At 72.5% G+C, this 23,231-nt stretch carries 22 protein-coding genes and 2 pseudogenes; 9 read left to right on the top strand and 15 right to left on the bottom strand.

Translation table 11 applies throughout. The annotated features are described in order from the left end of the window. Positions 1-248 precede the first annotated feature (248 nt). On the top strand, positions 249-1,424 hold the full coding sequence (locus IH44_RS0116510; protein WP_030460326.1) for a S8 family serine peptidase: 1,176 nt from the start codon (positions 249-251) through the stop codon (positions 1,422-1,424). 188 nt (positions 1,425-1,612) lie between these two features. Here the strand turns inward: IH44_RS0116510 and IH44_RS0116505 are convergent, their stop codons facing one another. Then, positions 1,613-2,155 (bottom strand): GNAT family N-acetyltransferase, encoded by a 543-nt coding sequence (locus tag IH44_RS0116505; RefSeq protein WP_030460325.1) that lies wholly within the window; start codon positions 2,153-2,155, stop codon positions 1,613-1,615. 31 nt (positions 2,156-2,186) lie between these two features. Beyond that, positions 2,187-3,953 (bottom strand): ABC transporter ATP-binding protein, encoded by a 1,767-nt coding sequence (locus IH44_RS0116500; RefSeq protein ID WP_030460324.1) that lies wholly within the window; start codon positions 3,951-3,953, stop codon positions 2,187-2,189. Between the two features lie 220 nt (positions 3,954-4,173). Between IH44_RS0116500 and IH44_RS0116495 the strand changes: the two genes are divergently transcribed. Both IH44_RS0116495 and IH44_RS49405 read left to right on the top strand, forming a co-directional pair. Continuing rightward, positions 4,174-4,686, top strand: a complete 513-nt coding sequence (locus tag IH44_RS0116495; protein ID WP_030460323.1) for a SigE family RNA polymerase sigma factor — start codon at positions 4,174-4,176, stop codon at positions 4,684-4,686. Between the two features lie 29 nt (positions 4,687-4,715). After that, the gene (locus IH44_RS49405; RefSeq protein WP_051816970.1) at positions 4,716-6,005 is read left to right on the top strand and encodes an LCP family protein; all 1,290 of its coding nucleotides are present in this window, start codon (positions 4,716-4,718) and stop codon (positions 6,003-6,005) included. Between the two features lie 7 nt (positions 6,006-6,012). Here IH44_RS49405 and IH44_RS0116485 read toward each other — a convergent pair whose 3' ends face one another. Continuing rightward, positions 6,013-6,894: a phosphotransferase family protein gene (locus IH44_RS0116485; protein WP_051816969.1), complete on the bottom strand. Its 882-nt coding sequence runs from the start codon at positions 6,892-6,894 to the stop codon at positions 6,013-6,015. Positions 6,895-7,286: 392 nt separating this feature from the next. Here IH44_RS0116485 and IH44_RS48070 point away from each other — a divergent pair. Together IH44_RS48070 and IH44_RS48065 are read left to right on the top strand one after the other, a co-directional pair. Further along, a pseudogene (locus tag IH44_RS48070) lies at positions 7,287-7,793 on the top strand (carbohydrate binding domain-containing protein); the annotation flags it as partial. Between the two features lie 225 nt (positions 7,794-8,018). Further along, a pseudogene (locus IH44_RS48065) lies at positions 8,019-8,975 on the top strand (chitinase); the annotation flags it as partial. An 86-nt stretch (positions 8,976-9,061) separates the two neighbouring features. Here the strand turns inward: IH44_RS48065 and IH44_RS0116475 are convergent. The 7 genes from IH44_RS0116475 to IH44_RS48055 all read right to left on the bottom strand — a co-directional run bounded on the left by IH44_RS0116475 (position 9,062) and on the right by IH44_RS48055 (position 13,825). Continuing rightward, positions 9,062-9,475: a hypothetical protein gene (locus IH44_RS0116475; protein WP_030460319.1), complete on the bottom strand. Its 414-nt coding sequence runs from the start codon at positions 9,473-9,475 to the stop codon at positions 9,062-9,064. After that, positions 9,472-10,698 (bottom strand): ImmA/IrrE family metallo-endopeptidase, encoded by a 1,227-nt coding sequence (locus IH44_RS43665; protein WP_081966918.1) that lies wholly within the window; start codon positions 10,696-10,698, stop codon positions 9,472-9,474. Before IH44_RS43665 ends, IH44_RS0116475 begins: the two co-directional genes overlap by 4 nt. Before the next feature lie 71 nt (positions 10,699-10,769). After that, positions 10,770-11,750: a hypothetical protein gene (locus IH44_RS0116465; protein WP_030460317.1), complete on the bottom strand. Its 981-nt coding sequence runs from the start codon at positions 11,748-11,750 to the stop codon at positions 10,770-10,772. A gap of 281 nt (positions 11,751-12,031) precedes the next feature. Then, complete coding sequence (locus tag IH44_RS0116460; RefSeq protein WP_030460316.1) at positions 12,032-12,331, bottom strand: hypothetical protein; 300 nt, start codon at positions 12,329-12,331, stop codon at positions 12,032-12,034. A gap of 41 nt (positions 12,332-12,372) precedes the next feature. Continuing rightward, positions 12,373-12,936, bottom strand: coding sequence for a peptide deformylase (locus IH44_RS47260; RefSeq protein ID WP_030460315.1), 564 nt, complete (start codon positions 12,934-12,936; stop codon positions 12,373-12,375). A gap of 17 nt (positions 12,937-12,953) precedes the next feature. Continuing rightward, positions 12,954-13,295: a hypothetical protein gene (locus tag IH44_RS48060; RefSeq protein WP_232794963.1), complete on the bottom strand. Its 342-nt coding sequence runs from the start codon at positions 13,293-13,295 to the stop codon at positions 12,954-12,956. Next, on the bottom strand, positions 13,295-13,825 hold the full coding sequence (locus IH44_RS48055; RefSeq protein ID WP_232794962.1) for a helix-turn-helix transcriptional regulator: 531 nt from the start codon (positions 13,823-13,825) through the stop codon (positions 13,295-13,297). The genes IH44_RS48060 and IH44_RS48055 overlap by 1 nt, the downstream gene beginning before the upstream one ends. Positions 13,826-13,961: 136 nt before the next feature. Between IH44_RS48055 and IH44_RS0116445 the strand changes: the two genes are divergently transcribed. The 4 genes from IH44_RS0116445 to IH44_RS0116430 are packed head-to-tail and all read left to right on the top strand — an operon-like array spanning position 13,962 to position 17,918. After that, positions 13,962-15,113: a vegetative cell wall protein gene (locus tag IH44_RS0116445; protein ID WP_030460314.1), complete on the top strand. Its 1,152-nt coding sequence runs from the start codon at positions 13,962-13,964 to the stop codon at positions 15,111-15,113. Next, positions 15,110-15,829, top strand: a complete 720-nt coding sequence (locus tag IH44_RS0116440; RefSeq protein ID WP_030460313.1) for a hypothetical protein — start codon at positions 15,110-15,112, stop codon at positions 15,827-15,829. Before IH44_RS0116445 ends, IH44_RS0116440 begins: the two co-directional genes overlap by 4 nt. Beyond that, on the top strand, positions 15,826-17,064 hold the full coding sequence (locus IH44_RS0116435; protein WP_030460312.1) for a hypothetical protein: 1,239 nt from the start codon (positions 15,826-15,828) through the stop codon (positions 17,062-17,064). Before IH44_RS0116440 ends, IH44_RS0116435 begins: the two co-directional genes overlap by 4 nt. Further along, complete coding sequence (locus tag IH44_RS0116430; RefSeq protein WP_030460311.1) at positions 17,061-17,918, top strand: hypothetical protein; 858 nt, start codon at positions 17,061-17,063, stop codon at positions 17,916-17,918. The genes IH44_RS0116435 and IH44_RS0116430 overlap by 4 nt, the downstream gene beginning before the upstream one ends. Here the strand turns inward: IH44_RS0116430 and IH44_RS0116425 are convergent. The 5 genes from IH44_RS0116425 to IH44_RS0116405 all read right to left on the bottom strand — a co-directional run bounded on the left by IH44_RS0116425 (position 17,915) and on the right by IH44_RS0116405 (position 23,195). After that, the gene (locus IH44_RS0116425; RefSeq protein WP_081966917.1) at positions 17,915-18,457 is read right to left on the bottom strand and encodes an ATP-binding protein; all 543 of its coding nucleotides are present in this window, start codon (positions 18,455-18,457) and stop codon (positions 17,915-17,917) included. The two genes, IH44_RS0116430 and IH44_RS0116425, sit on opposite strands and share 4 nt — an antisense overlap. 189 nt (positions 18,458-18,646) lie before the next feature. Then, positions 18,647-19,990, bottom strand: a complete 1,344-nt coding sequence (locus IH44_RS0116420) for a GH1 family beta-glucosidase (protein WP_030460309.1) — start codon at positions 19,988-19,990, stop codon at positions 18,647-18,649. Positions 19,991-20,047: 57 nt separating this feature from the next. Continuing rightward, complete coding sequence (locus IH44_RS0116415; protein WP_030460308.1) at positions 20,048-20,890, bottom strand: carbohydrate ABC transporter permease; 843 nt, start codon at positions 20,888-20,890, stop codon at positions 20,048-20,050. Continuing rightward, positions 20,887-21,867, bottom strand: a complete 981-nt coding sequence (locus tag IH44_RS0116410) for a carbohydrate ABC transporter permease (RefSeq protein WP_030460307.1) — start codon at positions 21,865-21,867, stop codon at positions 20,887-20,889. The genes IH44_RS0116415 and IH44_RS0116410 overlap by 4 nt, the downstream gene beginning before the upstream one ends. Before the next feature lie 17 nt (positions 21,868-21,884). Next, positions 21,885-23,195, bottom strand: coding sequence for a sugar ABC transporter substrate-binding protein (locus tag IH44_RS0116405; RefSeq protein WP_030460306.1), 1,311 nt, complete (start codon positions 23,193-23,195; stop codon positions 21,885-21,887). Between the last annotated feature and the right edge of the window lie 36 nt (positions 23,196-23,231).

The following is a 23,231-nucleotide window of genomic DNA, read 5'->3' as shown; positions in this document are numbered from 1 at the left end:
GCGTCGGCGCTGGGCGCGCGTCGGTGCGCGTCGGCGCTGGGCGCGCGTCGGCGGCCGGTGTACGCCGGTGCGCGTCGGCGCTCGGGGTACGTCGGCGGCCGGCGTTCCGGGTGTGCCCTCCCCCCGGGCGGGTGACCGTACGTGTACCGATCTGACGGTGCGTCAACACTCCCTGCACCCCCGTGAACCGGCGGGTGCGGGGAGTCCGCCTTCCGCCTCCGGTTCCGACCCCTCGAACGGAGGCCCCGTTGCGCCCCCTCGCGCTCACCGCCGCCCTGCTCACCGCACTCACCGCCACCGCCGCCACCGCACCCGCCGCACCCGCCCACGCCGGGCCGCGCTGGGTGCACAGCTGCGCCGCCCCCGCCCGGGCCGACACCGCCTCCTGCAACGCGCTGCGCGTCATCGGCACCGCCGCGGCGGCGGGCGACGGCGGGTACGGGCCCGCCGAACTCCGCGCCGCGTACGGGCTGCCCGCGGACGGCGGCGGCGACGCCGTCATCGCCGTCGTCGACGCCTACGACCACCCGCGCGCCGAAGCCGACCTCGGCGTCTACCGCGACCACTACGGACTGCCCGCCTGCACCACCGACAGCGGCTGCTTCCGCAAGACCGACCAGCGCGGCGGCACCCGCCTCCCGCGCGGCAACACCGCCTGGGCCGGGGAGACCGCGCTCGACCTCGCCATGGTCTCCGCGATCGCGCCGCGCGCCCGGATCCTGCTGGTCGAAGCCGACAGCGCCGCCGTCTCCGACCTCGGCGCCGCCGTCAACACCGCGGTCGCGCTCGGCGCCCAGTACGTGTCGATCAGCTGGGGCACCGCCGAGAACGCCAACGCGGCGACGTACGACAGCCGGTACTTCGACCACCCCGGCGTGGTGATCGCCGCCGCCTCCGGCGACGGCGGCTACGGCGTCAACTTCCCCGCCTCCTCCCCGCACGTGGTCGCCGTCGGCGGCACCACCCTGCGACCCGCCGGCACCACCGCCCGCGGCTGGAACGAGACCGCCTGGTCCACCGGCCCCGACGAAGGCACCGCGAGCGGCTGCTCCGGCCGGCTCCCCAAACCCGCCTGGCAGAACGACACCGGCTGCGACCACCGCACCGTCGCCGACGTGGCCGCCGTCGCCGACCCGGCGACCGGCGTCGCCGTCTACCAGAGCTACGGCGGAAACGGCTGGTACACCTACGGCGGCACCTCCGCCGCCGCGCCCCTCGTCGCCGCGACCTACGCCCTCGCCGGACACCCCTCGGCCGGCAGCCGACCCGCGTCCTTCCCGTACCGGCACCCGGAGGCGCTGCACGACATCACCTCCGGTGCGACGGCCTCCTGCGAACCGGCGTACCTGTGCACGGCGGGGGCGGGGTACGACGGGCCGACGGGGCTCGGCAGCCCGGCGGGGGTGGGGGCGTTCCGGGAGTAGGGATACGAAAGCAGGGGCGCGGGGAACTGCGCGCAGCGGAGGAGCACGTCGGTGCGGTCGCGGGATAGTGCAAGTGGCTGTCCTGCGAGGCGATCTGGCTGTGCGTGCTCGGTTGGCCGCGCAGTTCCCCGCGCCCCTGCTTGCGCAGGGCCTGGCGCGGCAGGTCTTCCCCGCGCCCCTGCTTTCGGTCAGTCCTCGTGCCATTCGGTGCTGAGGACGCCCATCTGGACCTGGTCGTGCCAGCTGCCGGCGCGGAAGACGGCTTCGCGGCGGCGGCCCTCTTCGGTGAAGCCGGCTCGGCGGTAGGCGGCGAGGGCGCGGGTGTTGTAGCTGTTGACGGTGAGTTCGATGCGGTGGAGGCCGAGTTCGGCGAAGCCGTAGCGGATGGTGGTGCGCAGGACGTCGGTGCCGAGGCCGCGGTCCTGGTGGGGCGGGCCGATGATGATGGCGAGGGTGGCGCAGCGGTCCTTGGGGGTGGCGCCGTAGAGGGTGACGTGGCCGGCCAGGTCTCCGGTGTCGAGGGTTTCGACGGAGAGGCCGAGGTCGGTGCCGGTGTTCTGGCTCCAGGAGCGGAACATGTCGGCGAGCCGGGCTTCGGGCTGGGGGTGGACGGGGCCGGCCGACTGCTGGATGGCGAGGCCGGGTTCGCGCCACCAGGAGGTGAGTTTGGGGAGGTCGGTCTCGCGGAGTTCCCGGAGCCGGACGAGTCTGCCGCTGAGCGGGTCGGTCATGCGGGGGTGTCCTGTTCGTGGCGAGGGCGGGTCAGGCGAGCTGGGCGGCCTGCAGGCCGGCGTAGGGGCCGCCGGTGCGCAGGAGTTCGGCGTGCGAGCCGATCTCGGCGATCCGGCCGTCGTGCATGACGACGATCCGGTCGGCGCCGCGGATGGTGGACAGGCGGTGGGCGACGACGAAGACGGTGCGGCCGCGGACCAGCCGGGCGAGGGCCTGCTGGACGAGTGCCTCGGAGCGGGAGTCGAGGGCGGAGGTGGCCTCGTCGAGGATCAGGATGCGCGGGTCGCGGATCAGGGCGCGGGCGATGGCCAGGCGCTGCTTCTGGCCGCCGGACAGGCGGGCGCCGCGTTCGCCGACCACGGTGTCGAGGCCGTCGGGGAGGCGGTCGATGAACTCCAGGGCGTTGGCGTCGCGCAGGGCGGTCAGGACGGTGTCCTCGGGGACGTCCTTCATGCCGTAGGTGACGTTCTCCCGGATGCTGCCCTCGAACAGGATGGACTCCTGCGGGACGACGGAGAGGAACGTGCGGTAGGAGCGCAGGTCGAGCTCCTCCATGTCGCGGCCGTCGAGCAGGATCCGGCCCTCGGTGGGGCGCAGGAAGCCGATCACCAGGTTGAGGACGGTGGACTTGCCCGCGCCGGACGCGCCGACCAGGGCGATGGTCTCGCCGGGGCGGACCGAGAGGTCGAAGCCGGTGACGGACGGGGCGTCCGCGCCGGGGTAGCTGTGGCCGACGCCCCGGAAGTCGATCCGGCCGGTGACGGCGGCGACGTCGGCCTTGCCGGCGTTCTCCTCCAGGTCGGGGGCCTGCAGCACCTCGCCGACCGAGCGGACCGAGGCCAGGCCCTTGCCGAGCTGCGGGGTGAGGGTGAGCAGGGTGGTGACGGAGCCGGTGAGGGAGGAGAAGTAGGCGCTGAGCATGACGACGGCGCCGGGGGTGACGTCCATCCAGCCGTAGTAGGCGACCAGCGCGGAGCCGGCCAGGCAGCCGACGCCGATCGCGTTGAGCAGGATCCAGGACATCGAGCCGAAGCGGCCGTTGAGCAGGTCCAGGCGCAGGCCCTCGTCGAGGACCCGGCCCAGGGTGCGGTCGACCCGGCGCAGCGCGGTGCGCTCCAGGCCGTGCGCCCGGGTGATCGGGATCAGGGTGGTCATCTCGCCGATGCGGGAGGAGAGTTGCTCGACCTCGCGGCGGAAGGACTCGTTCTGGGTGCGCAGCCGCTCGCGCAGCCGGACCACCAGCAGGGCGCTGGCGGGGACGAGGACCAGGAAGACCGGCAGGAAGGCGGGGGTCTGGATCGCGATCACGACCAGGCCGCCGAGCAGGGTGGCGATCGCGGCCAGGCCGTTGTCGGCGGTCTGCTGGGAGGCGGTCTCGATGCCCTCGACGTCGCGGATCACCTTGGCCTGCAGGACGCCGGCGCTGACCCGGGAGTGGTAGCCGATGGAGAGCTGCTGCATCCGGTGGCACAGGGCGGAGCGCAGCCGGGTGCCCATCCGGCGGATGGAGCCGTGCATCCAGTGCACGTACAGCATGTGCAGGGGGAGGTTGAGCAGCAGGATGACCAGCAGGACGGCGGAGTTCCACCACAGCACGGATATGTCGCGGTGCTTGACCACGACGTCGACGATGTTGGCGGTGATCAGGGGCAGCAGCCAGACGGGGGCGTGCTTGGCGAAGAAGACGCCGACCGCGCCGAGCACCCGGGCGCGGTCGGGTCGGAAGAGGAAGAGCAGGGTGCGGACGGGGTGCTCGCCTCGGTAGCGGTGGCTGAGCGATCCGTCGGGCAGGGCCATGGGGGGACTCCAGTACGGGGTACGAGCAGGCCCGTCCCATCCTTCCAGCGGGCGGGGGCCCGCGGACTGTCCGCAACCGGACAGGGATACTCCGTTGTCGGACGACTTTTCGAACCGGTCCGGGCGCGGGTGAAACATCGCGGGGGCCCCGGGTCGTCATAGGGCGGACCAGGTCGAGGGGAGACGGAACGTGGGCACTGCTGCCGGACGGCGGGCCGCCATGGAGGAGGAGTTCGTCGCGTTCGCCACGGCCCGGTCCGGGCAGCTCTACCGCTCCGCGTACTTCCTCACCGGCGGGGACTCCCACCTGTCGGAGGACCTGGTGCAGGACACGCTGGGGCAGATGTACGCGCACTGGCACCGGCTGCACCGGCCGAGCTGGGCCGGCCGGATCGACAACCCGGCCGGGTACGCGCAGACCGTGCTGGTGCGGGCGTACCTGACGCACCAGCGGCGGCGCAGCAGCAGCGAGCGTCCCAGCCAGGCGCTGCCGGAGCTCGCCGAGGACGGGCCGGACTCGGCGCTGCGCCTGGCCCTGGTCGAGGCGCTGGCCCAACTGCCGCCGCGGGACCGGGCGGTGGTGGTGCTCAGGTACTGGGAGGACCGCAGCGTGGAGGAGACCGCGGCGATCGTGAAGGACAGTTCGGCGGCGGTGCGGACCAGGTGCTCGCGGGCGCTGGCCAAGCTGCGCGGGCTGCTGGGCGGGGACCTGGCGGAACTGGTGGCGCGATGAACCCGGGGCGCGACGGACGGAGTGGTGCGGTGGACGGCGGGGCGAGCGGGGCGAACGGCGACGGGGAGGGGGAGTTCGAGGTGCAGTTGGGGGCGGCCTTCGGGCTGACGGGCAGCGGGCCGGGGCCGGAGGTGACGGCCCGGCTGGTCGACGGCGGACTGGCGGCCGGCCGGCGGCGCACCCGGGCCAGGCGGCGGCGCACGGTGCTGCTGGCGGGGGCGCTGACCGCGGCGGTCGCGGTCGGGGCGGGGCTGCTGACCGCGCCCCGGGACGTGCCCGGGGAGCGGACCCCGGTGGTGGAGCTGGCCCACTCCGGGCCGGACCCGGCGCCGCCGCCGCTGGCCGGCGGGGTGACGGTCCTGCTGGTCGGCACCGACTCCTCGGTCGACGCCCGGGGCGAGCAGGCCCCGGACGGGCTGCGCCACGGCGACCTGCACAGCGGCGGGGCCAACCAGCTGGACGCCACCGACACCGTGATGCTGGTGCACGTCCCGGCGGGCGGCGGCGAGGTGCGGCAGCTCTCGCTGCCCCGGGACGTGCTGGTGCGGGACGGCAACGGCCACGAGGTGCCGCTGGGCCACGTCTACCTGGACGCGGAGACCGCCGAGATCCAGCGGCTGGACGCCCAGGGCCTGCCGGCGCCGGAGCTGCGCGAGCGGGGCCGGGAGGCCGGGCGGCGGGCGCTGTTCCAGGCCGTCGAGATGCTCACTCTGGTCCGGGTCAACCACTACGCGGAACTGTCGATGACCGGCTTCTACCGCACCGCCCAGGCCCTCGGCGGGATCCCGGTCTGCCTGAACCACGCCGTGGACGACCCGGCCAGCGGGGCCCGGCTGCCCGCCGGGCGGCAGGAGCTGGGGCCCGCCCAGGCGCTCGCCTTCGTCCGGCAGCGGCACGGCGTCGGCGACGGCTCCGACCTGGAGCGGACCCGGCGCGCCCAGGCGTTCCTGGCCGGCGTGGTGGAGAAGCTGCGCGGCGGCGGGGTGCTGGCCGACCCGGGGAAGCTCGGCGCGCTGTACCGGGCGATGGCCGACGAGCTGGTGGTGGACCAGGACTGGAGCCCGGTGGACTTCGTCCGCCAGGTCCCGGCGCTGGCCGCCGGGCGGGGCACCCTGACCACGCTGCCGGTGACGCGGGAGGGCACCCGGCTGCGGGCGGTGGAGGGCGCGGCCCGGCGGATCCTGGCCGACGGCGCGGAGCCGTCCGGCTCCGCCTCCCTGGCCGCGTCCGGCCCCGGTGCCACCGCCCCGGCGGCGGACCCGGGGCCGGAGCCGGGGCCGGAGCCGGTCGAGCTGGGCGGGGCGCCCTGCGTGGACTGACCCGCCGTCAGCCGAGGGCGGTCCAGCCCCAGGGGCGGGGGCCGTGCTCGCCGAACAGGCAGGCCAGCCGGTAGTCGGCCTGGGCGCGGTGGCGGGGGTTGGCGCCGGACTGCTGGAGGGCGTAGCAGGTGAGCCGGAGTTCGCGGATGTCGCGGAGCACCGGGTAGCCGGGCCACTCGGTGACGTCGGCGCCGTAGGCCGCGCAGAACGCGGCGTACGTCCGGGGCGGGACGGTGCCGAAGGTGTGGCGGCCGACGGCGGTGGTGGTCAGGTCCCACTCGGCCGGGCCGAGCGCGGTGCGTTCGAAGTCCAGCAGGTGGGCGGTGGTGGCGGTGACCGCGAGGTTGCCGCTCCAGGCGTCGCCGTGCACGACGTGCGGCGGCCGGGCGGGGAGCGCGAGTTCGCGCCAGGCGGTGCGCAGGTCGTCGAGGCGGGCGTGCAGGCGGCGGCGGTCCGGGCCGTCGAGGGCGGCCGCGGCGATCCGCTCCGGGAGCCGGACGAACGGGTCGAGGACGCCCAGCCCGCCCTCCGGCGGGGGCAGCCCGTGCAGGCGGCGCAGCGCGGTGGCCAACTCGACGGCGGTGCCGGGGCGGTGCGGCGGCAGCTCGTGCCAGAAGGTGGCCGGGCGGCCGCGCACGGCCAGCGGCACCGGCGGGTGGCCGAGCGGTCGGACGGCCGGCACCCGGTGCCGGTGCAGCCACCTGGCTACGGTCAACTCGCGTTCGGCGACGTGCAGTTGGCCGGGCCGGCCGATCCGGGCGACCACTCCGCCGGGCAGCCGCCACAGGGTGTTCTCGCCGGCCCGGATCAGTTCGGCGCCGGCGCTCGGGCGGCCGGCGGCGGCGCAGGCCTCGGCGAGCAGGGCGGCTGCGGGGCTGCGGCAGTCCACGTCTCGGGCTCCCTCCGTTCGGCGTTCGGCGTTCGGGGTGCGGGGCGGGTCGTGCGGCGTGCGGGGGCCGGCGTGCGGGGCCGCGGCCAGTCTGCCTCGCCCGGGGGCGGGCAGGAAGGGCGTACGGGGGCACGGGGTGCGGCTCCGGCCGTTCATGCCCTCGCGGAGGGCCGGCCGGCAACTCCCGTGCTCCGGGCGGCGATCGGCGACCCTTCCCGGGAGTGGTCCAGACCCTCGCTATTGGTCCAGACCTATTGACGCCCCTTGCCCCCGCTCCTACGATCCGGCTGGGCACAACCCCCCACATGTCCCCACCTCACCCACAGCCGGGCATCGCGCCCCCACAGCGCTGGTCATGGTCATGACCAGGTGTTCGGCGGGAAGGGATCACGATGTTCCGTCGAAGGTCGTACACGCCCGTGGAGCGCGCCGCCCAGGCGCCCCGGGTCAGCCACGCCCGGTCCGGCCCGAGCGCCGCGAAGCGCACCCTGGCCGGCGTCAGCGCCGCCGCCGTGATCGGCGCCGGCCTCGCCGTGGCCGGCTCGGTCACCGCGTCCGCCGACGTCGCCAACCTGATCGCCAACCCCGGCTTCGAGAGCGGGCTCGCCAACTGGACCTGCACCGGCGGCAGCGCGATCGTCGGCAGCCCCGTGCACGGCGGCACCGCCGCGCTCCAGGCCACCCCCAGCGGCCAGGACACCGCGCAGTGCTCGCAGACCGTCAGCGTGCAGCCCAACTCGCAGTACACCCTGAGCGGCTTCGTCCAGGGCAGCTACGTCTACCTCGGCGCCACCGGCACCGGCGTGAACGCCTCCACCTGGGCCCCGGGCAACGCCTCCTACGGCCAGCTCAGCACCACCTTCTCCACCGGCGCGTCCACCACCTCGGTGACCGTCTTCGTGCACGGCTGGTACGGCCAGCCCGCGTTCTACGCCGACGACCTGGTGCTCAGCGGCCCCGGCGGCAGCGGCAGCCCGTCGCCCTCCAGCAGCGCGCCGACCTCGCAGCCGCCCACCTCCCAGCCGCCGACGTCCCAGCCCCCGACGTCCCAGCCGCCCACCTCGCAGCCCCCGACGTCCCAGCCCCCGACCTCGCAGCCGCCCACCAGCAACCCGCCCGGTGACGCCACCTGCGCGACCAAGCCCCGGCCGACCGGCAAGGTGCTCCAGGGCTACTGGGAGAACTGGGACGGCGCCTCCAACGGCGTGCACCCGGGCCTCGGCTGGACCCCGATCACCGACAGCCGGATCGCCCAGCACGGCTACAACGTCCTCAACACCGCCTTCCCGGTGATCCTCTCCGACGGCACCGTGCTCTGGCAGGACGGCATGGACACCGGCGTCAAGGTGGCCACCCCCGCCGAGATGTGCCAGGCCAAGGCCAACGGCGCGACCATCCTGATGTCGATCGGCGGCGCCGCCGCGGGCATCGACCTCAGCTCCTCCGCCGTCGCCGACAAGTTCGTGGCGACCATCGTGCCGATCCTGAAGAAGTACAACTTCGACGGCATCGACATCGACATCGAGACCGGCCTGTCCGGCAGCGGCAGCATCGGCACGCTGTCCGCCTCGCAGTCCAACCTGATCCGGATCATCGACGGCGTCCTCGCCCAGATGCCGGCCGGCTTCGGCCTCACCATGGCCCCCGAGACCGCGTACGTCACCGGCGGCAGCGTCACCTACGGCTCCATCTGGGGCTCGTACCTGCCGATCATCAAGAAGTACGTCGACAACGGCCGGCTCTGGTGGCTGAACATGCAGTACTACAACGGCTCCATGTACGGCTGCTCCGGCGACTCCTACTCGGCCGGCACCGTCCAGGGCTTCACCGCCCAGACCACCTGCCTCAACAACGGCCTGACCATCCAGGGCACCACCATCAAGGTCCCCTACGACAAGCAGGTCCCCGGCCTCCCCGCCCAGCCCGGCGCGGGCGGCGGCTACATGGCCCCCAGCCTGGTCTCCCAGGCCTACGGCTCCTACAGCGGCCAGCTGAAGGGCCTGATGACCTGGTCCCTCAACTGGGACGGCTCGAAGGGCTGGACCTTCGGCGACAACGTCAAGTCCCTCCAGGGCCGCTGACGCCCCGCCGGCACCGAAGCACCGAAGCACCGCAGGGCCCCGGGAGCACCCACCGCTCCCGGGGCCCTGCCCGCTCCACTCGGCAGTCAGAGCAGTTTCATCCGACGCACCCATGGCAGGAACCCACCGGACCCGAACGGGTAGCGTGCCCCGGTGTCGACCATCGCGTCGGCGAAGGCGTTCGCCGCGTACTCGGTGATCCGGCCTTCCCGCAGAGCATCGGCGAGGACCCGAAGCGAACCCTGGACCGGCATCCCGTGCTTCTGGGCGGCCCGGCGGGCATCCGCATCGTCGATGACCGCCGTCGCCCCGTGCACCTCGGCCCAGTCGAGGACGGTCGCTTCGCCGTGGTTCGAGCGTTCGCCGGAGACCACTTCCATCCAGCGGACCAACGCACCGAGTTCGTCGAGGCCGTCCACGTGGACCTTTTCCAGCCAGCCGAGACCCGAAATATCCAGGTTCGCGTAGACGAGCTCATCAACAACGGTTGCCGTCGTCACGTTACGGCAGAGGGTCCCCTGCCGTTCCCGAGCGAAGTCGGCCAAGAGGTCGATGCGGTCGGCCTTGATCGCATGGAACAGGGGCGAGGTGTCCCAGACCAGGATGGACGCGCCGGGCGCGGCAGTCGCCACGGGGCGGGTTCCTCCAGCCTGCGCAACGGCAGGTCATCGACGGTGATCGCGCCGTGCAACAGTTCCACCGCGCGCGGACCGGTCACGTCACCACCGGCCCAGGCGTCGAGGACGGCTCTGCGCCACTGGGGTCCGGTGGTGCCGACGGTCAGGTCTTCAACAGGCTCCGCCCCGTGCACGGAGAGAAGATCGCCGCGGGTCGGGGTGTCGGCCCGCAACTGGCGTGCCTGTGCGCTCGAAACCAGCCCGAGCCTGGCGGCCTTGTGCACGACGGCTCCCCACGAGATCCGGTACCGGGCCGCGATCTCGATGAGGAAGGTCCGCGGTCCGACGTCCTGTCCTCGGTTCCGCCACTCCTCCCGGAGGTCCGCGTCCCGGATCAGCAGTTCCTCGGCGAACCGGTCGATGAGTTCTTCCCGTTCGTCCCGGCCGGCCGCCACCGAAAGGTCCGAGTGGTACTCGTCCTGAAGCAGGTGGTGTCCGAGCTCGTGCGCCGCAGTCCAACGACGTCGGCCCGGGGCCGCCCTGCCGCCCACGACAGCCACCCCGAAGCCGTCGAGAAGCAGGGAGGCCCCCTCCCCCTCCGCGTCAACGCTGAGGAGGTACAACCCGAACTGCTCTGCAACGCGTGCGACACCGCCCAGGGGCCCGCCGGGTCTGCCGATCGTTGCGCGTGCTGCCTGGGCGAGCGCTCCTGGATCGACCAGGCCCTCCGGCCTGGTGGGAGCCGGCGGAGGGACGAGGAAACCCTCTCCGATCAGCCACTGCGCGTCCCGCGCATGTGCTTCGAGAAGGGCATCGAAACGAAATCTGGCGCGGGACGCACCATCCGCGTCCTCGTCCAGGCTGTGTCGGCGCGAGACCAACGGGGCCGGCGGGCGGGTGACGAAGTGCGCAGCAGGAACGCCCAGCGCTTCCGCCAGGCGAAACAGCTCCACGGCAGAAATCTTGCGCTCGCCGGACTCGATGCGTACCAGCATGGTGCGGTCCAGACCGAGTCGTACGGCGAGCTCTCCCTGGCTCATCCCTGCGGCTCGTCGTGCTTCCGCAACTCGCTCGCCGATCTCGCTCCAGTTCCCGATCGTCTCCATGTGTGCGATTTTTGCACACCTCGGACACGAACGCGGGTCCTCCCGCCACCGACCAGGACGCGGTGCGCTCCTCAGGCCCACGGGGGCGCACCGGGGGCGACGGGTCGGGACGTTCGGAACGGCACCAGCAGCTCGGAGCGGCGGGGATTGGCAGCCCGCAGGGTCGCGCGAAGGTCGTTCCACTCAGGGGTGCCCGGCCGGACCACCGGGTGGCCGTCGGAGGTGAATCGCTTCGTGACCGGGTGCTGCTCGACGGCTGCGCGCGGACGCGGAATGACGACCGGATGCCGGGGGCGGGGCGGGTGCTCCGGGCGGGTCGGTGGTCGGCCGTCGTACGGGGCTCGCGCGCGCGGAGTGGTCACTGTCCCAACTACCTCAGCCATCCCCGTGTCCAGACGTGTGAGACGTGTCGTGTCCGCACGTGCGGACGAGCCGCTCGTCACGTGCGGACCAGTGACGTCGTCACGTGCGGACGAGTCGGTGTCCTCCGGCGGCGTCAACTCGTCCGCAGGTGCGGACGAGTGAACCCGTCCGCACTCGTCCGCACGTGAGGACGAGCAGGTGCGCACCCGCCCCCGTGCCCGCCCCTGCGCCCGCTCGTGCTCGCGCTTCTCCTGTTGCTTGACCCGCCGGGCGTCCGAACGCAGCACGTCGAGGCACCCCCGCCAGTCCGGCAGGTCGCCGAAGGGCATCAGCAGCCGGTAGCCCGCGATCCGGCCGCCCTGGTCACGCCGTAAGAAAACCAGACCCGCCGCCTCGGCGGCTTCGTAGTAGCGCTGGACCGTCTCCTTCGAGCAGCGCACGAACGCGGCGACGGTGTCCCGGGAGGGCGGCGTGCGCAGGTTGGTGCCGTCCTCGTCGGCCATGTCGCCGAGGTACAGCAGGAACCCGGTGAAGTCACCGGAGAGGGAGCGCCATTGCGACTGCCCCCGGGAGGCCCGGGGGATCTGCTTGACCCACCGGTTCCGTAGGCCGTTGCGCCAGGCCAGCCGGACGGACACGGACGCGTCCCGGCGGGGCGGGGTGGTGACGGTGGTGGTGACGGAGCACATGCGCGTACGCCTTTCCGGGCAATGGCCCAGGCGTACGGAGTCGATCGGCTAGACTCCGAATGCGCCTCCCGCCATACGCCTTGGGGGGCTCGGGCCGCTCCGGGATTTTCCGCCAAGAAAATTTCGCCCGGACCGGCCATGGTTGATTGATCCCTCGGATGCTACATCCGAGGGATCATCCATTTCACCTCGCCCGCAAAGCAATTGACCAGCAGTCAGAAAATAGGATTGCGCCCCATTCCCCTCCCGCCGAAATAATCCGATGAACGGGCGGGAGTGAATTATTCGAATGCGGCCGCCCGTTCGTTGATTTCCTCCGCACCGGCCGTTCCCCGCAACCCGTGGAGCCGGGCCCGCATGTCGTGGACGGCGTCCCGGATTTTGACCGATCTGATGCCGTCCGCACAGTCGAGGAAGTCACACCAGGAGGCGAGCGCGCCGTCCACGTCGTCCTGCCACAGGCGAACGGCCCCGAGGTCGGCGAGAACGATCGCACGGGTACGGCGGCGGTCGAGGCCGTGGATGTCGAGCGCCGCGAGCGCGTACGCGCTGGAAGCGGCCATGAACTCCCGGTGATCCACCACGTCCCTCCGGCTCAGCTCGATGACGGAGTCCGCGATTCTCAGTAGTTCCAGGTGGAACCGGTGCCCCGGTACTCCTCGACGGGGATGGGGTGGACGCCGGGCTGCATCCGGTCGGTGTAGAGCAGGCCGTCGAGGTGGTCGATCTCGTGGGCGATGAGTCGGGCCAGGCCCCGTTCGTAGACCATCGCGGTCTCGGCGCCGTCGGGGCCGGTAGTGGTGACTTCGATCCACAGCGGGCGGGGAACCAGGCCGCGGACGTCGAAGAAGCTGAGGCAGCCCTCGTACTGCTCGTCCGTCTCTGCGGAGGCGGCGGTGACGCGGGGGTTGAGGAGGACGATCGGGGCGGCGTCCGGGGTGGGCGGGAGGACGAGGGCCGCTGCGCGATCGATGCCGATCTGGGGGGCGGCGAGGCCCATGCCCTTGGCGAAGGAGTGGACGCGGCCGATGTGCTCGACGGCGGCGAAGAGCAGGTCGACGGCGGATCGGACGGCGTCGTGCTCGGCAGGCAGGTCGAACGGAACGGACGGCCGGTGGAGGATGTCGGCTCCCTGCTGGACGACACCGAGGTTCTGCATGTGCTGGCTGGGCCGCACCTCGATCACCTGAACTCCTTGGTGGGTTACCGCTGGTGGGGGTTACGGAACCGCCATTCGAGGCGGAAGCGGGCGTGCAGGGCCGGATCGTCCGTCGTCCATTCGTAGATTCTCCGACCGGTGCTGTCCCGGCGTTCGGGAGCGGTCCGCAGGGGCACTGACTCGGCGGTCATCGAGGTCTCCGTGCCCCAGACCACCGGGTCGAGGCCGGCCGGAAAGTCGAGACGGACCAAGAGGTGCTCGGTGGGCAGGCGAACCGCGCGCTGGAACCAGTGGCCCCACTTGCCTTCGGTGACGCTGTAGGCGTACTCGATCCACGTCGCGTCGCCCGGATAGAGGGGGAAGCGGCCGTCCTCGTTCTCGAACATCAGCCACACCTCCTTGAAGGCGTCGCGGTCGTGCTTGGCCTGCCAGCGCATCGCCTCGCCCCGGCACTCGGCGGTGAGCGCCAACTCTCCCCAGGTGAGCGGGTGTTCGGCTCGCCTCCGGTGTTGCGCAGGCGGCGGCGCATGGTGAGCCGGTAGACGCCGTCGTCGAAGCGGAGTCGGGCTTCGTCGTGCTCGACGACCAGGGCGGAGCCGGAGGCGTACGGCTGCTCGGCCCGGCGCGGGGCCGGGGGAACGGCCTGGGGGCGGGTGCGGAGGCGGACGCCGTCGAACTCCGTCCAGCGGCGCCAGACGGCCTTGCCGGCGTTCAGGACCTCGTCGGCGAGGCGGGCGAACTCCTCGGTCGGCCGGTGGCGGCCGGACTCGATGTGGCTGACGTAGGACGGATCGAAGCCCATCTTTCCGGCCAGGCTCCGCATGGACAGGCCGCGGACCTCGCGCCAGTAGGACACCTCGGCGGCGAACGCCTCGGCGGCCTGCTCGACCGGATCGGTTTCGGTCGCCTCGGTCATCCCGCCGCTCGCCCCCGATGAGTGATGAATGAACCGTGAGTGATGGTAGTTCAGCATCCCGTCACCGGCCCAGCCCCCGCTGTCCTGGTTCCCGCAGCCGCCCGTCCGGGCGGCGCGAGGAGAGGGAGAAGCCCTGATGCCGAAGGTGCTGTACCTGCTCAACATCTCCAACCCGGACCGGCTGTCGGCCGACTCCGGCTGGGTGGTGGCCGACACCCTGCTGCCCGCCCTGGTCGACGCCGGCGCGAGCACGGTGTTCGCCGCCCCTGCCCCGGTGACCGATGCGCGGGTGGGCTTCGAGCCGACCCCGGTGCCAGGCACGAAGTACCGGGCCCGCTTCGACGGCGACACCGCCGCCCTCACCGGCCTGCTGCAACGCGTGCGCCCGGACGTGGTGGTGGCCAACCAGGTCGAGTCCGCGCCGCTGGTGCGGGCGGCGATGCTGGAGGCCGGCAACGGCGCGGTCCTCGCGGGTTACTGCCACTACCTGCCGTTCTCCTTCGCCCGCACCGAACTGCTGCTGGACCCGTCGTTGGACGACGGCGGCCTCGGCCACCCGGTGCTGCTGACCTTCCTGGCCGGCGTCGCAGCCCTGGACCGGGTCCTGGTGCACTCCCAGACCGCCGCCCGCTGGCTCACCGACGCGGCCGAGCGGGCCGGGCTGGAGATCGGCGAGCGGCTGCGGATCGTGCCGCCGCCCCGCGATCCTGCCCTCGTCCGCGAGGACACCCCTGACCCGCCGCAGGGCGGGACGGCGACGGCCGTGTACAACCACCGCCTGTACGCCCACTACGGCACCCAGGAGTTCCTGCGCCTGGCCGTCGAACTGGCTTCGCCCGCACTGCGGTTGACGGTGATGGATCTGCTCGGCAACCGGCGCCCGGGCCGCACCGCCCTGGACGACAGCCCCGAGCGCTTCCGCAACGCGCTGGCCGGGCTACCGGGTGTCGAGGTGGTCTCCGACGGCGGTGACCGGGCCCGCTACCGGGAGGTGCTGGCCGCCGCGCACTTCGGGATCGCGCCGTACCGGCCGTCCTGCCCGTGGTCGCTTTCGGTCGTCGACTGCCAGGGCATGGGCCTTCCGGTGATCTCCCCGCGCATGGGGTGGATGGCCGAACACATCCACCCCGACCTGCTCTTCGACACCCCGGCCGAGGCCGCGAAGACCACCGCCCGGCTCATCGGCGACCCCGCGTTCTACGCCGAGCACTCCGCCTTCGCCAAGGCGTCCACCGAGGCCATGGCCCCCGCCGTGATCGCCGCCCGCTACCTGGAGGCCCTCGCGTGACCGGCGCCGGCTTGGACGCGGTGTTCCTGTCCTTCGACGAGCCGCTGGCCTCCGTCCTGCACGCCCGCACCGAACGGGTGCTGGGCCGTCCGGTCAAGCGCCTGCACGGCGTCCACGGGATGCGCCGCGCGTACGGGCTGTGCGCCCAACTCGTGGACACGGAGGCGTTCTTCCTCGGCGACGGCGACTTCGAGATCGACGAGCACTTCGATCCGGCCGCCGTCGCTCCGCTGGCCGAGGGGGTGGCGATGCGGGTGTGGCAGGCCGTCAACCCGGTCAACGGCCTCACCTACGGCTACGGCGGCATGAAGCTGATCCGCACCGCCGCCCTGCGGGAGATGGGCGAGGCGTTCGACGTGCTCGCCGCGCTGCCGGGGAAGGTCGAGTTCGCCAAGGCCGTCGCCGGGATCACCCGGTTCGACCAGAGCCCCTTCCACGCCTGGAAGGCGGGTTTCCGCGAGTGCGCGATGCTCACCCGCGGCTGCGAGTACGGCACCGCCCCGGCGGACGCCCACTTCCGGATCGCCTCCTGGACCGACCGGGGCCAGGGACCGTACGGCGAGTGGGCGGTGCTCGGCGCCCGCGAGGGCGTCTCCTTCGCCGATGCCGGGCACCGCGCCGAGCCGGCCGGCTTCGACCTGATCAACGACCCCGCCTGGCTGCACCGCCGCTTCCACCAGGCGCACGGCACCGCCCTCCCGGCAGGCACCCGGTGAGCGGTCGGCGACCGCTGGTACTGATCGAGCCGCGCGGGGCCGGGCACTCCCCGCGCGTGCTCGCCGACCTCGCCGCAGCGGTCTCCGGCCGCGCGCTGGCGGTCCTGCTCGGCGGCACCGACCACGACACCGCCGCCGCCATCGCCTCCACCGGCGCCCGGCTGGTCGTGCGGCCCTCCGGCGCCCCCGCCCGCGTCCTGTGGGCGGCGGCCCGCACCGCCGACTGCCTGGCCGCTGCGGGGATCCGAGCGACCCGGGCCCTTCGGCTGCCCCGACGGGTCCGGCGGGTGCCGCACCAGGGCGTCCTGCTGGCCCACTGTCTGGCCGAGGCCGCCCACCTCGCCACCGCCCGCGCCGTACTCGCGGACGAACCACCTGGCGCGGTGGTCGTGCTGACCGCCGGCGAAGCCCTGCACCACACCACCGCCCGCCTCGGCCGACTTCCGCACCTGCGGTTCGTCCACGAGGTCGCCACCGTCCCCGCCCGCTTCCTCCAGCGCCTCGACCGCCCCGGCGGGCCCGCAGTACGGGTGCTGTGCCCGACCGAGGCCGTCCGGGCCGACGTCCAGGCCAACGCGCCCCGCGTACCCGTACGGGTGCGCGCGTTCGCGGTCCTCGGGGCCGCGACCCCGCCGGACGAACGGGAGCGGGAGGTGGCCCGGACCGTGTTTGGCATCCCACCGGGCGAGCAGGCTCTCGCACTGGTGGGCGGCTGGTGGCCGCACAAGGACATCCCCACCGTCGCCGCCGCGCTCGGCCTGATCGACCGGCCGGTGCACCTGCTGGTTGCGGGGCACCCGCTGGACGCCGCCCTACTGGGGAAGGTCCGGGCACTCGGGCACGTGCGGCTGCACGTCCTGGAACGCCGAGCGGAGGAGGCGGAGGTCCGGGCCGTGTACGCGGCCGCCGACCTGACCCTGGTCTCCCGCCGCCGCAGGGTGGCCAAGGAGTCGGGCCTGGTCACGGACGCCGCCCGCCACCGGATCCCGCTGCTGGCCTCCGACCACGACCCCGACCTCACCCGTGTGCTGGCCGGTTGCGGCTGGGCCCGGCTGTTCACCGCCGAAGACCCCGCGGCCCTCGCGCACGCCCTCGACACCGCCCACCTCAAGGCGCCCCGCAGACCGGGCCCCGCCGACGCCCGCGCGCTCGGCCTGCCCACCGCCCGGGAGCAGGCCGCCCACCTCGCCGACACCTGGACCCGGCTGACCGCCGAAGGAGACCCGAAGCGATGACCCTGTCCGTCCCGCCGCTGATCGCGGTGATCGGCCCCGTCGAACCCGAGCTGCTGGCCGCGTTCACCGCCCACTACCGGGCGCTCGGCGTCGCCCGCTTCCACCTGGCCTTCCACTTCCCCGACCACGTCACCGCCGACCTCCGCCAGGCCCTCCACGCTGCCTGCGGCAACCTCGGGATCGTTGCGGAGATCACCAGCACCGGGCCGTGGCACGAGAGCGTCAACGGCACCCTGCGCGACGAACTCCGCCACCGGGCCGGGGACGGCTGGCACCTGCTCACCGACTCCGACGAACTCCAGACCTACCCGTTGGGCATCACCGCCGCCGTCGCCCGCGCGGAGGCCGACCGCACCGGCACCGTCCGCGGGCTGATGCTCGACCGGGTCAGCGCCGACGGTTCCCTCACCGGCTTCGACCCCGCCACCGGCTTGGACGCGGCGTATCCGCTCGGTGGGTTCGTCACTCACCGCGTGGTCCGCGGCGACCCCCGGAAGATCGTCCTCGCGCACTCGTCCGTGCCGGTCGCCGCCGGCAACCACCGTGCCCCCGGCCACTGGCCGGTCAACCGACCCCCGGTCGTGGTGCACCACTTCAAGTGGCGAGGCGGTGTCGCCGACGACGTCCGACGCCGGGCCGAGCACTCCGCCAGCGGCGCTTGGCAGGCCCTCGGCCCGTCCCGCCACAGCGAGGCCCAGCGGGTCCTCGCCCACCTGGAGCGACACGGCGGCCGGATCGGCGTTCAGGCGCTGGGGCTGCGGCCGGTCACCCTCGCCGCCGTTCCCGAGTGGTGGGCGAAGGAGGCCCAGCACATCGTGGACACCTGGCGCCCGCCCACCAGGCCGCTCGGCTAGAACGAGCCGGGCTCGACGGTCTCCTCGCCCTCGCCGTCGGGGACGTCGAACCGCTGGTAGAAGTCGTCCAACGCGTCGGCCGTCACGGTCAGCGCGTTGGCGTCCTCACGGCGGTTGCGCTCCTCCAGCCGCCGCAGCAACTCGGCCTTGGGCACCGGGAAGTACAGCAGTCGCCACCGCCCGCCCGCCTCGGTGACCAGCTTCTTCCACTCTTCGCGGTCCCGCCGCAGCCACAGCCCGTGGTCGAGCACCACGTCCATCCCGGCGCCGACCAGCTCGACCAGGCGCTCGCGGACCTCCCCGACCACCGGGGCCTCCAGCTCGAAGTACCGGTGCTCGGGGTAGTCCACCCCGTAGCGGCCGTACCTGGCGTGCACCAGCTCGTCCACCGACAGCCGCACCGCCCCCGACGGCTCCAACACCCGGGTGGCATAGGTCGTCTTCCCCGAACCGGTCAACCCGACCAGCAGGAAGACGGTCGGTGTGTGGTAGGCAGGATCGGGCGTCCGCGGCGCTGCCCCGAAATCGTTCTCCTTCACGCACTCATCGTCCTCTGCGTCCGAGTGGCGTGGAGACCGTCGAGAGGAAACCGTCCGGGTTCTGATCGGGTAGATCGGATCTACGTAGATGCGATCCACCCGTGCGGAGAGCGGCGGCCGGACGACAAGAGGCAGGGCCCCGGGAGTGAGCGGGTGCTCCCGGGGCCCTGCGGGGTGGTCGGTCGGGGGTCAGGCGCGGGCGCGGTGGGCGGCGATGAGTTGGGAGTAGCGTTCGCCGCTGGTCTTGAGGGTGCGGACCTGGGTGTCGTAGTCGACGTGGACGAGGCCGAAGCGCTTGTCGTAGCCGTAGGCCCACTCGAAGTTGTCGAGCAGGGACCAGGCGAAGTAGCCGGCCAGCGGAGCGCCCTTGGCGACGGCGCGGGCGCAGGCGGCGAGGTGGGCTTCGAGGTAGGCGGTGCGTTCGGGGTCGTCGACGCGGCCGTCGGCGGTGACGGTGTCGCGGTAGGCCGAGCCGTTCTCGGTCACGTAGATCTCGCGGACGCCGTAGTCCTCGGTGAGGCGCAGCAGCAGTTCCTCGATGCCGGGGGCGTGCACCTCCCAGTCCATGGCGGTGCGCTCGGGGTTGGGGCCGGGCACCTGGCGGAAGCCCGGGACGGGGCCGGTGGGGTCGTCGGCGACGATCTGGCGGAAGTAGTAGTTGAGGCCGATCCAGTCGAGCGGGGCCGAGATGAGCTCCATGTCCCCGTCCTGGACGGGGAGTTCGACGCCGTAGAGGTCGAGCATGTCCTGCGGGTAGCCGCGGCCGAGGACCGGGTCGAGCCACCAGCGGTTGATGTGGCCGTCGGCGCGCAGGGCGGCGGCGAGGTCGGCGTCGGACTGCGAGGCGGGCTCGATGGTGGAGAGGTTGTTGACGATGCCGATCCGGGCGCCGGGGACGGCGGCGCGCAGCGCCTGGACGGCGAGGCCGTGGCCGAGGTGCAGGTGGTAGGAGGTGCGGACGGCGGCGGTGAGGTCGGTGAGGCCGGGGGCCATCTTGCCTTCGAGGTGGCCGATCCAGGAGGAGCAGAGCGGCTCGTTGAGGGTGCACCAGTCGCGGACCCGGTCGCCGAGGCGTTCGGCGACCACGGCGGCGTACTCGGCGAAGCGCTCGGCGGTGGCGCGCTCGGGCCAGCCGCCGCGGTCCTGCTGGGCCTGCGGGAGGTCCCAGTGGTAGAGGGTGGGGAACGGGGTGAGGCCGCGCTCCAGCATGCCGTCGACCAGGCGGTCGTAGAAGTCGAGGCCGGCCGCGTTGACCTTGCCGTCGGCGAGCGGGACGACCCGGGGCCAGGCGATGGAGAAGCGGTAGGCGTCCAGGCCGAGCGAGGCGGCCAGGTCGAGGTCCTGGGGCCAGCGGTGGTAGTGGTCGCAGGCCACGTCGCCGGTGTCGCCGTTGTCGACCTTGCCGGGGGTGTGCGAGAAGGTGTCCCAGATCGACGGCGCGCGGCCGTCGGTGCTCGCGGCGCCCTCGATCTGGTAGGCGGCGGTGGCGGCGCCCCAGCGGAAGTTGGCCGGCAGCGCGTCGAGGTGGTTCACGGGGTGGTCCTTTCGAGGGTGAGGGGGCGGGCGGCCTGACGGCTCGTCAGCGGTGCGTCACTTGACGGCACCGGCGGTCAGACCGGCCACCAGGTAGCGCTGCAGCAGCAGGAATCCGGCGACCACGGGGAGGCTGACGACCAGCGAGGCGGCCATCACCTGGTTCCAGTAGACGTCGGTCTGGGTGGCGTACCCCTGGAGCCCGACGGCCAGCGTGCGGGTCTGGTCGTTGGTCATGACGGAGGCGAACAGCACCTCGCCCCAGGCGGTCATGAAGGCGTACACGGCGACCGCGATGATGCCGGGCAGCGCGGCGGGGACGATGATCTGCACCAGGGTGCGGATCGGGCCGCAGCCGTCGACCGCGGCGGCCTCGTCGAGGTCGCGCGGGATGGAGTCCAGGTACCCGGCCAGCATCCAGATCGAGAACGGCAGCGAGAAGGTCAGGTAGGTGAGGATCAGGCCGCCGCGGCTGCCGTAGAGCGCGATGCCGGTGGAGTTGCCGATGTTGACGAAGATCAGGAACAGCGGCAGCAGGAACAGGATGCCGGGGAACATCTGGGTGGACAGCACGGTGATCGTGAAGATCTTCTTGCCGCGGAAGCGGTAGCGGCTCACCGCGTAGCCGGCCAGCAGCGCGATCAGCACGGACAGGGCGGTGGCCGAGCCCGCGACGATCAGCGAGTTGGTGAAGTACTTGGCCAGCGGGACGGTCGTCCAGATGTCGATGTACGGCCGGAGGGTCAGGTGGCTGGGGAGCCAGCGCCACGGGCCCTGGACGTCCTGCAGCGGCTTGAGCGAGGAGCTGAGCATCACCGCGACCGGGGTCAGGGTGAAGACGGCCAGCACCAGCAGCACGATCCGGCGCAGCCAGCGGAAGGAGGCGGGCGGGTTGATCATTCTGCGTCCCCCCGACGGCGGTTGGTGGCGAACAGGTAGACCGCGGTCACCAGCAGCAGGAAGAGCAGCAGCAGGACCGACATCGCCGAGCCCTGGCCGAAGTTCCAGGTGATGAAGGAGGACTGGTAGATGTGGATCGAGATCAGGTCGGCGGCCTGCGGGGCGGACTTGCCGAACAGTACGAACGGCGTGTTGAAGTCGTTGAAGGTCCACAGGAAGAGGACCAGCACCAGCACCAGGTTGACCGGGCGCAGCGAGGGCAGGGTGATCCGGCGGATCTGCTGCCAGACGCCGGCGCCGTCGAGCGCGGCGGCCTCGTAGAGCTCGCGCGGGATGTTCTGCAGGCCCGCGGTGAGGGTGAGGAAGGCGAACGGCCAGGACTTCCAGACCGAGACGGTCAGCAGCGCCCAGAAGCTGTTGTCGCCGATCAGCCAGAACGGCTTGTCGCTGGTCAGGTGGAGCTGGTCGTGCAGGACGTGGTTGATCAGGCCGGTGTCCCGCTGGAACATGAACGACCAGGTGATCACGGCGGCGAACACCGGCAGCGCGTACGGCAGCATGAACGCCGCGCGCAGCAGTCCGCGGCCGCGGAAGGCGTCCTGGGTGAAGATCGAGGCGGTGACGCCGATCAGCCAGGACAGGCCGACCGAGAGCACGGTGAAGGCGCAGGTCACCCAGAACGAGTGCAGCAGCGCCTTGCCGACCGGGGCGTCGAACTCCAGCGCCACCTTGAAGTTGTCGAAGCCGGACCAGGGCGCCGAGCCCCAGTCGCGGATGAAGAACTGGGTGAGCTGTTTGAACGCCATCACGATGCCGGTGACCATCGGCACCAGGTGGATCAGCAGTTCGGCCAGCAGGGCCGGGAGCAGCAGCAGGTAGGGCAGGGCGCTGCGCCCGAACTTCTCGCGGATGCGCCGGCGGGCGGGGGCCGCCCCCTGCGGGGCGGCCTCCTGACCGGCGGTCTGACGGTCGATCACTTTCTCGGGCACGTTCGTCAGCTCGCCGGCATCTGCTGCTGGGCCTTGGACAGCTCGTCCTTGACCGTGGCCTCGGTGACCGGCTTGCCCGCGGCGGCGGACGCCAGCAGGTTCTTCACGGCGGTGCCGATCAGGGTCTCGAACTGGCTCTCGGTGGGGACCTGCGGGAGCGGCGCGGCGCTCTTCTGCAGGACGCCCGCGAGGGTCTGCAGCTCGGGGGTGGCGAAGGCGGCGTCGGACTGGGCGGCCTTGACCGGCGGGAGCGAGCCGTAGGTGCCGTTGAGGGTCTTCTGCTCCTCGTCGCTGGTCATGAACTTCACGAAGTTCAGGGCGCCGTCGAGGTTCTTGGTGTTCTTGAAGACCGCGAGGTTGATGCCGGCCACCATCGAGGTGGTGGCCTTGTCGCCGGTGGCGCCGGCCGGGGCCGGGACCGGGACGACGCCGTAGTCGTCGGGGTTCATGCCGTGCGACTTGAGGTTGGCGCCCGCGGACTGCCACATCAGCATGGCGGCCTTGCCGGTGGCGAAGTCGGTCACCGACTGGTTGGCGGCGTACTCGGCGTTGCCGGGGGCGGCGATCTTGTCGTTGGCGATGAAGTCGACGTACTGCTTGACCGCGGCGACCGCCTCCGGGCTGTCGAACTGCGGCTTGCCGGAGGCGTCGTAGAAGCCGGTGCCGTGCTGCATGCCCAGGGTGAAGGCGTGGTGGACGTTCTCCGAGACGTTGCCGCCCTCGATCGCCAGGCCGTACTTGTCGCCCGAGGTGAGCTTCTTGCCGTCCGCGACCAGCTCCTCCCAGGTGGCGGGCGGGGTGGCGATGCCGGCCGCCTGGAACAGCTTCTTGTTGTAGTAGAGGCCGTAGGCCATCGAGTACAGCGGGACGGCCGCCGGGTCCTTGCCCTTGGCGCCGGCCGAGGCGATGGTCGACTCCAGGAAGCGGTCCTTGCCGCCGATCTTGTCGAAGGCGGCCTGGTCGAACGGGAGCAGCGCGCCGGTCGCCTGGAGGGAGGCGGACCAGGTGTTGCCGATGTTCAGCACGTCCGGGCCCTGGCCGGAGGCGGTGGCGGCCAGGATTCTGTTCAGCAGGTCGGACCAGGGGATGACCTCGAGGTTGACCTTGATGCCGGTCTGCTGCTCGAACTTCTTCAGCTCGGGCTCCAGCACCTGCTTGTCGTTCTCCAGGCTGCTGCCCTGGTTGGAGGCCCAGTAGGTGAGGGTCTTCGGGCTGGAGTTGCTGCCGCCGCCGCTGTCGCCGCCGCCGCAGGCGGAGGCGGTCAGGACGATCGCGGCGGTCAGGGCGAGGGCGGCGGAGATCCGGTGGGTGCGCATGGGAGGAGCCCCTCTCGGGCTGTCGTCTCGTGGGGG

Source organism: Kitasatospora sp. NRRL B-11411 (assembly GCF_000721345.1).
Lineage (GTDB): Bacteria > Actinomycetota > Actinomycetes > Streptomycetales > Streptomycetaceae > Kitasatospora > Kitasatospora cineracea.
The sequence above is the reverse complement of the archived record's forward strand: the minus strand, read 5'-3'. Positions and strand labels throughout refer to the sequence as shown.